The organism is Streptomyces sp. NPDC002536 (assembly GCF_053594995.1).
The window spans coordinates 25,686-37,800 of the sequence record NZ_JBSFWU010000079.1; the positions used below are offsets into that span (position 1 = coordinate 25,686).

Annotated in this window: 10 protein-coding genes; 7 read left to right on the plus strand and 3 right to left on the minus strand. The window is 71.2% G+C overall.

The window, feature by feature from the left end; translation table 11 throughout:
* Positions 1-214 precede the first annotated feature (214 nt).
* On the minus strand, positions 215-1,354 hold the full coding sequence (locus ACWD4B_RS25315) for a GDSL-type esterase/lipase family protein (RefSeq protein WP_451422899.1): 1,140 nt from the start codon (positions 1,352-1,354) through the stop codon (positions 215-217).
* 280 nt (positions 1,355-1,634) lie between these two features.
* On the minus strand, positions 1,635-3,023 hold the full coding sequence (locus ACWD4B_RS25320; protein ID WP_451422900.1) for a cation:dicarboxylate symporter family transporter: 1,389 nt from the start codon (positions 3,021-3,023) through the stop codon (positions 1,635-1,637).
* Positions 3,024-3,176: 153 nt separating this feature from the next.
* On the opposite strand from ACWD4B_RS25320, the gene ACWD4B_RS25325 reads away from it, so the two are divergent.
* From ACWD4B_RS25325 to ACWD4B_RS25340, 4 genes are all read left to right on the plus strand, one after another.
* A complete protein-coding gene (locus tag ACWD4B_RS25325) occupies positions 3,177-4,868 on the plus strand; it encodes a sensor histidine kinase (RefSeq protein WP_451422891.1) in 1,692 nt (563 codons plus the stop codon).
* Positions 4,865-5,590, plus strand: a complete 726-nt coding sequence (locus ACWD4B_RS25330; protein ID WP_451422892.1) for a response regulator — start codon at positions 4,865-4,867, stop codon at positions 5,588-5,590. Before ACWD4B_RS25325 ends, ACWD4B_RS25330 begins: the two co-directional genes overlap by 4 nt.
* Before the next feature lie 79 nt (positions 5,591-5,669).
* Positions 5,670-7,007, plus strand: coding sequence for an extracellular solute-binding protein (locus tag ACWD4B_RS25335; RefSeq protein ID WP_451422893.1), 1,338 nt, complete (start codon positions 5,670-5,672; stop codon positions 7,005-7,007).
* Complete coding sequence (locus ACWD4B_RS25340) at positions 7,004-7,882, plus strand: carbohydrate ABC transporter permease (RefSeq protein ID WP_451422894.1); 879 nt, start codon at positions 7,004-7,006, stop codon at positions 7,880-7,882. The genes ACWD4B_RS25335 and ACWD4B_RS25340 overlap by 4 nt, the downstream gene beginning before the upstream one ends.
* Before the next feature lie 110 nt (positions 7,883-7,992).
* On the opposite strand, the gene ACWD4B_RS25345 is transcribed toward ACWD4B_RS25340, so the two are convergent.
* The gene (locus ACWD4B_RS25345; RefSeq protein WP_451422895.1) at positions 7,993-8,772 is read right to left on the minus strand and encodes a VOC family protein; all 780 of its coding nucleotides are present in this window, start codon (positions 8,770-8,772) and stop codon (positions 7,993-7,995) included.
* Between the two features lie 203 nt (positions 8,773-8,975).
* Between ACWD4B_RS25345 and ACWD4B_RS25350 the strand changes: the two genes are divergently transcribed.
* The 3 genes from ACWD4B_RS25350 to ACWD4B_RS25360 all read left to right on the plus strand — a co-directional run bounded on the left by ACWD4B_RS25350 (position 8,976) and on the right by ACWD4B_RS25360 (position 11,682).
* The gene (locus tag ACWD4B_RS25350) at positions 8,976-9,413 is read left to right on the plus strand and encodes a CBS domain-containing protein (RefSeq protein WP_451422896.1); all 438 of its coding nucleotides are present in this window, start codon (positions 8,976-8,978) and stop codon (positions 9,411-9,413) included.
* Positions 9,414-9,525: 112 nt separating this feature from the next.
* On the plus strand, positions 9,526-10,362 hold the full coding sequence (locus ACWD4B_RS25355; protein ID WP_451422901.1) for a carbohydrate ABC transporter permease: 837 nt from the start codon (positions 9,526-9,528) through the stop codon (positions 10,360-10,362).
* Between the two features lie 273 nt (positions 10,363-10,635).
* Complete coding sequence (locus tag ACWD4B_RS25360; RefSeq protein ID WP_451422897.1) at positions 10,636-11,682, plus strand: AraC family transcriptional regulator; 1,047 nt, start codon at positions 10,636-10,638, stop codon at positions 11,680-11,682.
* Positions 11,683-12,115 lie beyond the last annotated feature (433 nt).

Sequence of the window (12,115 nt, forward strand, 5' to 3'; positions counted from 1 at the left end):
CGACCCAACCCCAGCGGTGCCCGTTCTTGGCGTAGGTGACCTTGAAACCCGCTGCCTCTGCAGCGCACAGAGCCCGTTCGATGTCCTTCTTGGGGTGCCGCCCTCGGCTGATGTGACTGAGCAGTCCAGTTGGCAAGTTGAGCGTGCGGGCGGACAGTGTGGCTGCCGGTACGCTCGGGCTCCGCACCTGATGCAGGTGCGGAGCCCCGGTCACTCAGCGGAACGGGCCGTCGTCGGCGAAGGCGTGCGCGGCGAAGCGTTTGCCCATCCGGCGGTAAGCGGCGGCGGTGGGGTGCAGGCCGTCGGCAAGGTCATCCACCTCGTGCGGGCCGAGCAGTTCGCGTCCGTCGAGATAGTGCAGGTGGGGATCGCGTGCTCGCCGGGCCGCCACGATTCGGGCCAGTTCGTCACGGACCACCGTCAGCGACAACGCCCCACGGGCCACATCGGCCGGGTCGCCCAGGGCTGCGATCTTCCCGTCAGGGCCCATCGCGGTCGGGCCGGGAGTCGTGTCGAGTGCCGGACAGCTCACCGGGGACATCAGCAGCAGCGGGGTGTCCGGGTGGCCGTCCCGGATCGTGTCCAGGAATCCGTGCACCGCCGGGCCGAACGTCCGCAGCCGGAAAGTGGCCAGGCCCACGATGTTGACGCCCACCTTGAGGCTGATCAGGTCGGCGGGCATGTCGCGGATCGTCCGGGCGACATAGGGGTCCAGCATGTCGTTGCCGGCCTGGCTGAGGTTGATCACCTCCACTCCCCCGAGCGAAGCCGCCACCACCGGCCAGGTGCCGGTCGGGCCGTCGGCTTCGAGGCAGTGGCTGATGGAACTGCCGTGGTGCACCCAGCGGCGCCGACCGTCCGGCAACGGTGCCAGCACCTCGCCGTCAGCACGCAGTGCCAACAGTTCCGTGGGGGTCTGCTGAGGCAGCCACAGCTCGACGTTCTTCATGCCCATCGGCAGCCCGGCGAACCGCACGGTCCCCGGCTCCCCCGGGACCAGTCGCTGCGCGGCCCCGGGGCCCGCCATCCGCACCACATTGCCCATCGGTGCTTGCCGGCGCCCGGCAGGGGCACCGTCCACCAGCAGTTCCAGCATCCCGGTCGGGCGGGGCCGGGGGTCGGTGTCGAGCTGCCCTGTGGAGGTGAGTACCTCGAACTCAAGCTCACGCGCATCGGTACGGAACACCAGCCGTACCCCTGAAGGCATCACCGTCACCCCGTGGACCGACGGGTCCTGGTACTGCTCCTTGGTCCACGCGGGCAACCGGCGAGGCATCACCCCCGCCTGCGTCCGCTCCAAGTCCAGCGCACCCCGTAACTCCACCGGCCCGCCCACCAGCGGAAATGTCCGCATCGCCACCGTCACGACTCCCCAACGTGCTCAGGTCCGGATGCGTGTACGCACCCGCGAGTTCTCTACTGCCACCCTGGCACACAAGCCGACACGTTCAACTGGCCAAGCGCAACGCTCGCTGGCCAACTGAAGCGCTCAGTCACAGCTGATCACCAGGACATCGCCATCCGGGCCGTTGCACGCGCCCCGAGCAGAACCAGCCCTTCCGGCAGCGGAAACCCCGCTTTCCCGCGGGCAGAAGTCAGGATTTCCGCTGTCGGAGTGCGCGGCTCCGGATCGCTCAGGCCGCCACCCGCGCCGCGGGAGCCGCCGCCACAGCCCCGGCCCCGGCCCCGTCCGCCGCCGCAGGCGCAGCCTGATCCGCCAGCACCCCCTCGTCGAACGGCAGCCGCCCCGCCAGTACTTCGCGGCACCGGTCCCCGTCGATCTCCTTCATCCACGTGCCGATCAGCACCGTCGCCACCGCGTTCCCCGCGAAGTTCGTCATCGCCCGTGCCTCGCTCATGAAGCGGTCGATGCCGACGATCAGGCCGACGCCGTCCACCAGGTCCGGGCGGTGCGACTGCAGGCCGCCCGCCAGTGTCGCCAGCCCCGCGCCCGTCACGCCCGCCGCGCCCTTCGAGGCGATCATCATGAACAGCAGCAGCGACGCCTGCTGGCCCAGCGACAGCGGCTTGCCCATCGCCTCCGCCACGAACAGCGACGACATCGTCAGGTAGATGGCCGTGCCGTCCAGGTTGAACGAGTAGCCCGTCGGGACCGTGATGCCGACGACCGGGCGGCTCACGCCCAGGTGTTCCATCTTGGCGATCAGGCGCGGCAGCGCCGACTCCGACGACGACGTGGACAGGATCAGGAGGAACTCCCTCCCCAGGTACTTCAGCAACGCGAAGACGTTCACCCCGGCCACCACACGCAGCAGTGCGCCCAGCACCACCACCACGAACAGCACGCACGTCACATAGAAGCCGATCATGATGACGGCCAGGGACTTCAGCGCGTCCACGCCCGTCGCCCCGACCACCGCCGCGATCGCCCCGAACGCACCCACGGGAGCGGCCCACATGATCATGGACAGGATGCGGAAGACCAGCTTCTGGACGTGTCCGATGCCTCTCAGCACCGGCTCGCCGCCCGCGCCCATCGCCTGCAGGGCGAAGCCCGTCAGCAGCGCCACCAGCAGTGTCTGGAGCACTTGGCCGCCGGTGAAGGCGGAGACCAGCGTGGTGGGGATGATGCCCAGCACGAAGTCCGCCGTCGACTCGCTCGCCCCCTTCGCCTGCGCCGCCCCCGCGTGCCGCAGGCTCTCGGTCAGGTGCAGGCCGCTGCCCGGCTCCAGGAGGTTGCCCACGAGGAGGCCGATCGCCAGGGCGACGGTGGACATCAGCACGAAATAGCCCAGCGCCAGGCCGCCCACCGCGCCGACCTTCGCCGCCTTGCGTACCGAGCCGATGCCCAGCACGATCGTGCAGAAGATGACGGGCGAGATCATCATCTTGATCAGGTTCACAAAACCCGTGCCCAGCGGTTTGAGCTGGACGGCCACGCCGGGTGCGGCGAAGCCGAGGACGATGCCCGCGAGCACCGCCGCGATCACCGCGAGGTAGAGGTAGTGGGTCCGGTCCCGGCGGCGCCCGGGGGTGTCCGGCGCCGTCGTCTGCGCTGCCATGGCCATGGGGGGTCTCCTCGCCATCGAGGTCGTGCTCGGTACGCGCCCCGCTCCCGCACGAGTGGGGCACCGGGAACTATGCATCGCGATGTGACCGTGGTCACGCTTCCGTGCATTACGTTCATGAACGCACCAGCGGGCAGAATTCCGGCCATGCGCAAACCCCGCATACGACGCCCCCGCAGTCTGGCGGGTCAGTTGTTCGCGATGCAGATCGTGCTGGTCGTCCTGGTGGTGGCCGGGTGCGCCGCATTCGCCTACGTCTCGGACCACAACGAGGCCCAGGAGGCCGCCCGCCGCGAGGCGACGGCCGCAGCCACGGCCGTCGCGGCCTCGCCCGCCGTACGCTCGGCCGTACGGTCGCCGGATCCGGCGGCCGTCCTCCAGCCGTACGCGGAGCAGGTCCGGCACGAGACGGACGTCGACTTCGTGACGATCATGAGCCCGGGCGGCATCCGCTGGACGCACCCCGATCCGACCCGCATCGGCGAACGTTTCCTCGGCCACACCGGCCCCGCGCTGCAGGGGCGGACGTTCTCCGAGACCTACACCGGGACCCTGGGCCCGTCCGTGCGCGTCGTCACGCCCGTGCGGGACGCCGACGGCACGGTCACCGCGCTCGTCGCCGCAGGCATCACGGTCGATGCGATCAGCGCGCAGGTGCGCCACCAGGTCATGGCCCTGACGGCGGTGGCCCTGCTCGTGCTGCTCCTCGGCGGTGTCGGGACGTACCTGCTCAACGGGCGGCTGCGGCGCCACACGCACGGCATGAACGCCACCGAGCTCAGCCATATGCACGACTACCACCAAGCCGCACTGCACGCGGTGCGCGAGGGCCTGCTGATGCTCGACGGGCAACAGCGCGTCGCGCTCGTCAACGACGGCGGGCGCGAACTGCTGGGCCTGCCGGGCGACTGCATCCACCGCCACGTCGGTGAGCTGGGGCTGCCCACGTCCCTCACCGAGGCGCTGCTCGCCCCCGGCCCGCGCGTCGACGAGGTGCACCTGACCGCGGACCGGACGATCGTCCTCAACACGTCGCCGGTGTCCAGCGGCGAGCGCCGCGGCACCGTCGTCACCCTGCGCGACCACACCGAACTTCAGGCACTTTCGGGCGAATTGGACTCCGTGCGCGGCTTCGCCGAGGCACTGCGCTCGCAGGCGCACGAGGCCGCGAACCGGCTGCACGCCGTGGTCTCGCTCATCGAACTCGGCCGCGCCGACGAGGCCGTGGAGTTCGCCACCGCCGAACTCGAGCTCGCCCAGGCCCTGACCGACCGCGTCGTGGAGGCCGTGGCCGAGCCCGTGCTCGCCGCGCTGCTGCTCGGCAAGGCCGCCCAGGCCAACGAGCAGGGCGTGGAACTGGTGATGACACCGGACACGCGGATCGACGACGGGCTGCTGCCGGCCGATCTGCCCGCCCGGGACCTGGTCACCGTCCTCGGCAACCTGATCGACAACGCTGTCGACGCCGCCCGCGACGTCCGCGGGACCGGCCAGGTCACCGTCACCGTCCGGGCCGACGCACAGGCCGGCGAACTGCTGCTGCGCGTCGGCGACTCGGGGCCGGGCGTGGCCCCCGACGCGGTGGCCGAGGTGTTCCGGCGCGGCTGGTCCACCAAGGCGCCGGCCGGCACGGACCGCGGCGGCGCCCACGGCCGCGGGCTCGGGCTCGCCCTCGTCCAGCAGGCCGCCCGCCGCAACGGCGGCACGGTCGGGCTCGGCCGGTCCCCGTCCGGCGGCGCCGAGTTCACCGTCCGGCTCCCGCTGCGCCGGCTCGAGCGCCCGCGGTACGACACCGCCGCAGACGACCGCACAGACGACCCCACAGGAGCACGCGCATGAGCACAGCCCAGCCGACCCCGAGCCCCGCGCCCGTCCCGCACGGCCCCGCCATCAAGGTCCTCGTCGTCGAGGACGATCCCCTCGCCGCGGACGCGCACGCGCTGTACGTGAGCCGGGTGCCCGGCTTCGCCGTGGCCGGCGTGGTGCACTCGCGGAACGACGCCTCCCAGTTCCTCAAACGGACGGCGGTCGACCTGCTGCTCCTCGACCTCTATCTGCCCGACGGGCACGGCCTCCAGCTCGTCCGCTCGCTGCGCAGCGCGGGCCACGGCGCGGACGTCATAGCCGTGACGTCCGCCCGCGACCTGGCCGTGGTGCGGGAGGGCGTGTCGCTGGGGGTCGTGCAGTACGTGCTCAAGCCGTTCACCTTCGCCACGCTGCGGGACCGGCTCGGCCGGTACGCGGAGTTCCGCACGGCCGTGGGCGAGGCGAGCGGGCAGGAGGAGGTGGACCGCGCGCTGGCCGTGCTGCGCGCCCCGCAGTCCGCCGCGCTCCCCAAGGGCCTCTCGGTGGACACCCTGAACACGGTCACCGAGGCGCTGCGGAAGGCCGACGCCGAGGGCGTCTCCGCGGGGGCGGTCGCCGAGGCGGTGGGTGCCTCGCGGATCACGGCGCGCCGCTATCTGGAGTACCTGGTGGAATCCGGGCGGGCGGCCCGCGCACCGCAATACGGGCAGGTCGGGCGCCCGGAGCTGCTGTACCGGTGGCTGAGCCGGGGCTGACCGACGCGTGCGCGGGGGCGCGGAAGGGAACGTACGTCCTCAGAGTCGGACGTGAGCCGGACCCTCAGGAGGTCGTGCCGTGCGCCCCACCGTCCCCGTACTCGCCGCCATCGCCGTCGCTCTCGCCGTACTCCCCGCCTGCGGGGGTGATGCCAACGGCAGCCCGGACACCGTGAAGATCGCCTATCAGCGCACCACGGACAGCAAGGTGCGGACGATGGACGACTTCCTGGCCGCGGTGAAGAAGCAGTTCGAGCGGGACCACCCGGGCAAGCACCTCGAACCGGTGCCGATCCAGGCGGCCCAGGAGGACTACTACGCCAAGGTCCAGCAGATGATGCGGTCCGCGAAGACCGCGCCGGACCTGGTCCACGAGGACACCTTCCTCATCAACTCCGACATCAAGGCCGGCTACCTGAGACCGCTGGACGACAAGCTGGCGGGCTGGAAGGACTGGGGCCGCTTCGCCCCGACGGCGAAGGCGGCCGCCCGGGCCGAGGACGGGAAGACGTACGGCGTCCCGGACGGGACGGACACCCGGGGCCTGTGGTTCAACAAGGAGATCTTCGCCAGGGCCGGGCTCCCGGCGGACTGGCAGCCGCGCACCTGGCAGGACGTCCTCGACGCGGCCCGCACGGTCAAGCGCAAGGTGCCCGGCGTCATCCCGCTCAACGTCTACACGGGCAAGGCCGCCGGCGAGTACGCCACCATGCAGGGCTTCGAGATGCTGCTGTACGGGACGGGCGCGGATCCCCTCTACAAGCCGGCGGAACGGACGTGGGTGACCGGGAGCAAGGGCTTCCGGGACGCGCTGGAGTTCGTGCGCACGGTCTATGCGGAGAAGCTCGGGCCCGACCCCTCGGACGCGCTCGACCCCAACGTCGACTCCCGGGTGGCCTCCGACTTCCTGCCCTCGGGCAAGCTCGCGATCGACCTGGACGGCTCCTGGCTCGGCAAGAACTGGCAGCCGGGCAGCGGGCATCCGTGGCCGCAGTGGCCGAAGGTGATGGGACAGGCGGCCTTCCCCACGCAGGACGGCCGGGCCCCGGGCAAGGTCAGCCTCTCCGGGGGCTGGACCTGGGCGATCAGTGCCAAGTCCCGCAAGGCGGACCTGGCATGGCAGGCGGTCGAGGAACTGCAGAGCCTGGCCAACGCGACCGAGTGGACGGTGCGGGACGGCCAGATCGCGGTGCGCACGGACGTCGCCGCGGACCCGAAGTACCTCGATTCGCTGCCGGGCATCGGCTTCTTCACGGGACTGGTCGCGTACACGCACTACCGCCCGGCCCTGCCGGTCTACCCACAGGTCTCCAGCGCGATCCGCGAGGCGATGGAGTCCGTGACGACGGGGGACGCGACGGCGGCGGTGGCGGCGCGGCGCTACGACGGCGCGCTGAAGTCGATCGCCGGGCGGTGAGACCGGTGAAGTCCTTGCAGGGCACCCGGAGTTCCCGCTGGCTGCCGCTCGCACCGGCGACCGCGCTGCTGCTGCTCTTCCTCGCCGGGCCCATCGCCTACTGCGTGTACCTCGCCTTCACGGACATGCAGCTCACCGGCCAGGCCTCCGCCTCCTTCGTCGGCTTCGCCAACTTCCGCCGGGCCTTCGGGGATCCGGACTTCCGCAATGCGGTGGCGATGACGCTGATCTTCACCGTGGTGTCGTCGCTCGTGGGCCAGAACAGCCTGGGCTTCGCGCTGGCGTCCCTGATGCGGCGCGCCTCGAAGCCGGTACGGACGGCCGTGGGCACGGTGGTGGTCGCGGCGTGGGTGCTGCCGGAGATCGTGGCGGCGTTCCTGCTGTACACGTTCTTCAACCGGCGCGGCACGCTCAACGCCCTGCTGGAATGGCTCCATCTCCCCACGCAGAACTGGCTGTTCACGCTGCCGATCCTGGCGGTCTCGTTCGCGAACGTGTGGCGCGGCACGGCCTTCTCCATGCTGGTGTATGCGGCCGCGCTGGACGGCATCCCGCAGGACGTCACGGAGGCGGCGGAGGTCGACGGCGCGCGGGGCCTGCGGCGCTTCTGGCACGTCACCCTGCCGATGATCCGGCGGTCGATCGGGACGAACCTGATGCTCAATACCCTGCAGACGCTGTCGGTGTTCGGGCTGATCTGGGCGATGACACGCGGGGGGCCGGGCAATCGGAGCGAGACACTGCCGGTGTTCATGTACGACCAGGCCTTCTTGAAGGCCTTGATCGGGTACGGGACGGCCGTTGCCCTTCTGTTGCTGTTGGTGGGGGCGGGGTTCTCGGTGGTGTATCTGCGGCTGATGCGGGATGAGGTGTGACCGCGCCCCGAAGGGGCGCGGGGAACTGCGCGACCAGCCACGAACAACTCGCACTGTCGACGGAGGACTGGGGGCGCAGGCCCCCAACCGCACTCGTGCCGCCCCAGTACCTACTGCGGCGGCTCCGGCTTGATGATGGCGAACGGGGCCCCGAACGGATCGGTCAGCCACCCCATCCGGCCGACCTCCGGGACGTCGGACGCCGGCATCAGGACCGAACCTCCGCTCCCCTGCGTCCTGGAGACGGTCTCGTCCACGTCGTCCACCGAGAAGTACGGGATCCAGCGCGTCTCCTCCGCATCGCCCTGCAGCCCGGCGACGCCGCCGAAGGACGCGTCCTGCTGGTCACCCTCTCCAGTGGACAGCACCGTGTACGTCATGCCCGGCATGTCCATCGCCTGCGAGCGCCAGCCGAACACCGCCTGGTAGAAGCCGAAGGCGCCCGCCGGGTCCCCGGTGTGGAGCTCGGCCCAGCACAGGGCGTCGGACTCCGAGGCCTTCTCCAGGCCCTTGACCGCGGCCGGCTGCCAGACGGCGAAGTCCGCGCCGCCGGAGTCGGTGAACTGGGCCATCCGCCCGGCCTCGAAGACGTCGAACGGCGCGCTGCGGACCCGCCCGCCGTTCTGCTCCACGGCCTTGGCCGTGGCATCCGCGTCCGGCGTCTGGAAGTACAGCGTCCACGCCGAGCTCGCGCCCTCCTCGGTGAGCGGGCCGACCGCTCCGACGGTCTTGCCGTCCTTCTGGAAGAACCCGTAGCCCCCGGAGTCGGGGCCCGCGGACCGGAACTCCCAGCCGAAGACCGCGCTGTAGAAAGCGGCGGCCGCATCGATGTCGGGACTGCCCAGGTCGAGCCAGTTCGGTGAGCCGGTGACGAAGTCTGTGGTGAGCATGGTGGGGTGCCCCTTCGACGGATTCGCGCCGGGCTGCCCCGGCGCGATTCAGTCTGGCACCGGCCACTGACAGCCGCGCGGCGCACAGCGGGTTCATCCGGTCGGACTACGTCGCCTGTCGCCGTCGGATCGCCGTGTGCGGCGTACGGGGGGACGATGGAGGCGCAGAGCCGTTCATGACGCCGGAATGCAGGAGGCACACCATGACCACGGCCAGGGACATCATGCACCCCGGTGCTCACTGGATCACCAAGAGTGACACCCTTCAGCACGCCGCCGAGCTGATGCGCCAGCTCAACGTGGGCGCCCTGCCCGTCGGCGACGAGACCCACAACGAGCGGTTGTGCGGGATCATCACCGACCGCGACATCGTCGTGAAGTGCGTGGCGGACGGGCGCAACGCGGCTGAATGCAAGGCCTCGGACGTCATCGAGGGCACGCCGCGCTGGATCGCGGCGGACGCCGACATCGAGGACGTCCTCCACGAGATGGAGAGCCACCGCATCCGCCGGCTGCCGGTCATCGACAACAAGCGCATGATCGGCATGATCAGCGAGGCCGATCTGGCCCGGCACCTGCCGGACAACCAGCTCGCCGAGTTCGCCGGCCACATCTACTCCCCCGCACCGGCCCAGCGGTGAGCCCGGCCGGTCGCGGGACGTGACGCCGCCGACGACCGACCTCGGCGAGGCTGCCGCGGGCGGGGACGCCGCGCTATCCTCCGAGCGCCGCACGCGCACGGAGGTGGCCGTCATGCCCTCGCTCTCCGCCCGTCGCACCCGCCAACGGCTCGCCGCCGACGCCGCGTTGCTCGTGGTGGCCGCGGCCTTCGCCATCCCCCTGGTGTGGCTGCTGAGCGCCTCCGTGGACGGCGCGGCGGACCTGCGTGTGCACGTGCCGGCGTCCCCGACGGGGGACAACTTCTCGGCGGTGCTGACCGACGAGATCACCTTCACGCCCATGCTCAACAGCCTGCTGCTGTGCGGCGGGGCGACCCTGCTGACGGTGGTCTGCGCGGCGCTCGCCGCGTATCCGCTCTCGCGCTACCGCTCGCGGTTCACGCGCCCGTACCTGATGGGCGTGCTGTTCGCGACGTGCCTGCCGATGACGGCGATCATGGTGCCGGTCTACGGGCTGTTCGTCCGCACCAACCTCATCGACACCGTCTACGGTACGGCGTTCTTCCTCGCGGCCGCCCAACTGCCCTTCTCGATCTGGCTGATGAAGAACTTCATGGACGGCGTCCCGACGGTTCTGGAGGAGGCCGCGTGGACGGACGGGGCAGGTCGGCTCCAGGCACTCGTACGGGTCATTCTGCCGCTCATGGGACCGGGCCTCACGGTCGTGACTATCTACAGCTTCATCATGATGTGGGGCAATTTCTTCGTGCCCTTCATGCTGCTGCTGTCCCCCGGCAAACTGCCCGCGTCCGTCAGCATCTTCACGTTCTTCGGCAACTACGGGCAGGTCGCGTACGGCCAGCTCGCGGCCTTCTCGATCCTCTACTCCACGCCCGTGGTGCTGCTGTACGGGATCGTCGCCCGCCGCCTCGGCGGCGGATTCGCGCTGGGTGGAGCGGTGAAGGGCTGACCCGCCGCCCGTGTGCGGGCACACGGGCGAGCCCCGCCGTCCGGACCAGAACGGCGGGGCGCCACCACTTCGGATGACCGGCCCTGGGTTTCCCCCGTTCTCCCCCGTGCTGCCCAGGGCCGCCCGCATCCCCGGACCTGTCCCGAAACCACTGATGGGACGAGGCCCCGCCTTGACTGCGGACAACCATGAAGGTACTCACTGGGCCGTCCGTCAGCTATGCGGAAAACGCGGATCTCGGCCGGAGAACGCGGTCTTCCGTGGGGAGCCCCGATGAGTGAACCCGACGCAGACACCCACGCCCCCGACCCCGACTCCGACCCCGATCCCGATCCCGCCGACGATCCCGGCAGCAACATGCGCACGCTGGTGCGCGGCCAGAGCCTGGAGGAGACCCAGGCGATCATCAGCAGCGCCTACAGCCCGTACCGGCTCAGCGTGCTGGGCAGCGCCGACGCCTTCTCCGCGTGGTACGCCGAGGGCGGCTTCCCCGGCGTGACCGTCTCCGGGCTGCAGTACGGCGGGGCCGTGACCCTGGTGGACCCGCAGCCGCTCACCTCGTACCTGCTGGTCTGCCGGCTCAGCCACGGCACGGTGAGAGTGGTCTCGCCGGGGCGCGAGGAGCGGGTCGTCTCGGCCGGGGAGACCTATGTGCTCGACCCGTACCGCAAGTTCCAGGTGTACTGGGAGAGCGGGGCGCGGATGACGACCGTGCGGCTCTCGCGCGAGACGGTCGAGGCGGCGGCCGGCCAGGCGCTCGGCGGCGACGGGCCGGTCCGGGCCCGGTTCTCCCTCAACGGCGCCGTCTCGCCCGCCGCGGTGCGCAGTTGGGAGGGCATCTCCGCCGCGCTGCACCGCGAGGTGCTCGGCGAGGGCGTCGCGCAGCACAGCCCGATCGTGGCGACGCAGCTGACGCAGGCGGCGGCCGCCATCCTCATGGAGACGCACGAGCTGATCACCCCGGGCGTGGACGTCCGCCGTACGGGCGCCGTCGGGCACCCCGCGGTGCGCCGGGTGATGGCCCTGGCCCAGGAGCGGGCCGCGGAGCCGCTGACGCTCGCGGACCTGGCCGCGACGGCCCGGGTCAGCCCGCGCGCCCTGCAGGAGGCGTTCCGCCGCTACCTGGACACCACGCCGCTCGGCTATCTGCGCGAGATCCGGCTGTCCCGGGCGCACGAGGAGCTGGCCGCTGCGCGGGGCGACGGCGACGTCACGGTCTCCGAGGTGGCCTTCCGCTGGGGGTTCTCCAACCTGGGCCGGTTCGCGGCCGTCTACCAGCGGCGCTACGGGCATTCTCCGTCGGCGACGCTGCGCGCGTAGCGCCCCGTCAGGGGCGCGGGGCTGTTTCGATTTGCGGCTCCGCCGCGTGGGCGCGACCAGCCCGCAGCCGACGCACCACACCAGGGGTCCGGGGCGAAGCCCCTGGGGGCACCTCCTGGGGGCACCCCCAGCGGTAGCTGGGGGAGGTAGCTGGGGGAACCTCAGCCGCGGGTGCGTCGTGGCTGGTCGCGCAGTTCCCCGCGCCCCTACGGGGCGCTGACGAACCGCACCAGTACGCGCCCCGTATGGCGTCTTCACGGGCGTCATGTACCACGACTACTCGCAACTCCTCACCGGGCGCGAGTTCGAGGGATACCAGGGGAGTGGCAGCGCGGGCACGCGCGGCAGCGGACCCGCTGGCCGAGGTCAAGGTCTGGCACGTGGTGCGGCAGGAGGCGTCGACCGCGATGTGCGGGCGCGAGCTGGAATCGGC

What these genes read in the sequence shown, in the direction of transcription:
- ACWD4B_RS25315 (WP_451422899.1), bottom strand. Translation starts at nt 1,354, where the DNA reads ATGCGGACATTTCCGCTGGTGGGCGGGCCGGTGGAGTTACGGGGTGCG.
- ACWD4B_RS25320 (WP_451422900.1), bottom strand. Translation starts at nt 3,023, where the DNA reads ATGGCAGCGCAGACGACGGCGCCGGACACCCCCGGGCGCCGCCGGGAC.
- ACWD4B_RS25325 (WP_451422891.1), top strand. Translation starts at nt 3,177, where the DNA reads ATGCGCAAACCCCGCATACGACGCCCCCGCAGTCTGGCGGGTCAGTTG.
- ACWD4B_RS25330 (WP_451422892.1), top strand. Translation starts at nt 4,865, where the DNA reads ATGAGCACAGCCCAGCCGACCCCGAGCCCCGCGCCCGTCCCGCACGGC.
- ACWD4B_RS25345 (WP_451422895.1), bottom strand. Translation starts at nt 8,772, where the DNA reads ATGCTCACCACAGACTTCGTCACCGGCTCACCGAACTGGCTCGACCTG.
- ACWD4B_RS25350 (WP_451422896.1), top strand. Translation starts at nt 8,976, where the DNA reads ATGACCACGGCCAGGGACATCATGCACCCCGGTGCTCACTGGATCACC.
- ACWD4B_RS25355 (WP_451422901.1), top strand. Translation starts at nt 9,526, where the DNA reads ATGCCCTCGCTCTCCGCCCGTCGCACCCGCCAACGGCTCGCCGCCGAC.
- ACWD4B_RS25360 (WP_451422897.1), top strand. Translation starts at nt 10,636, where the DNA reads ATGAGTGAACCCGACGCAGACACCCACGCCCCCGACCCCGACTCCGAC.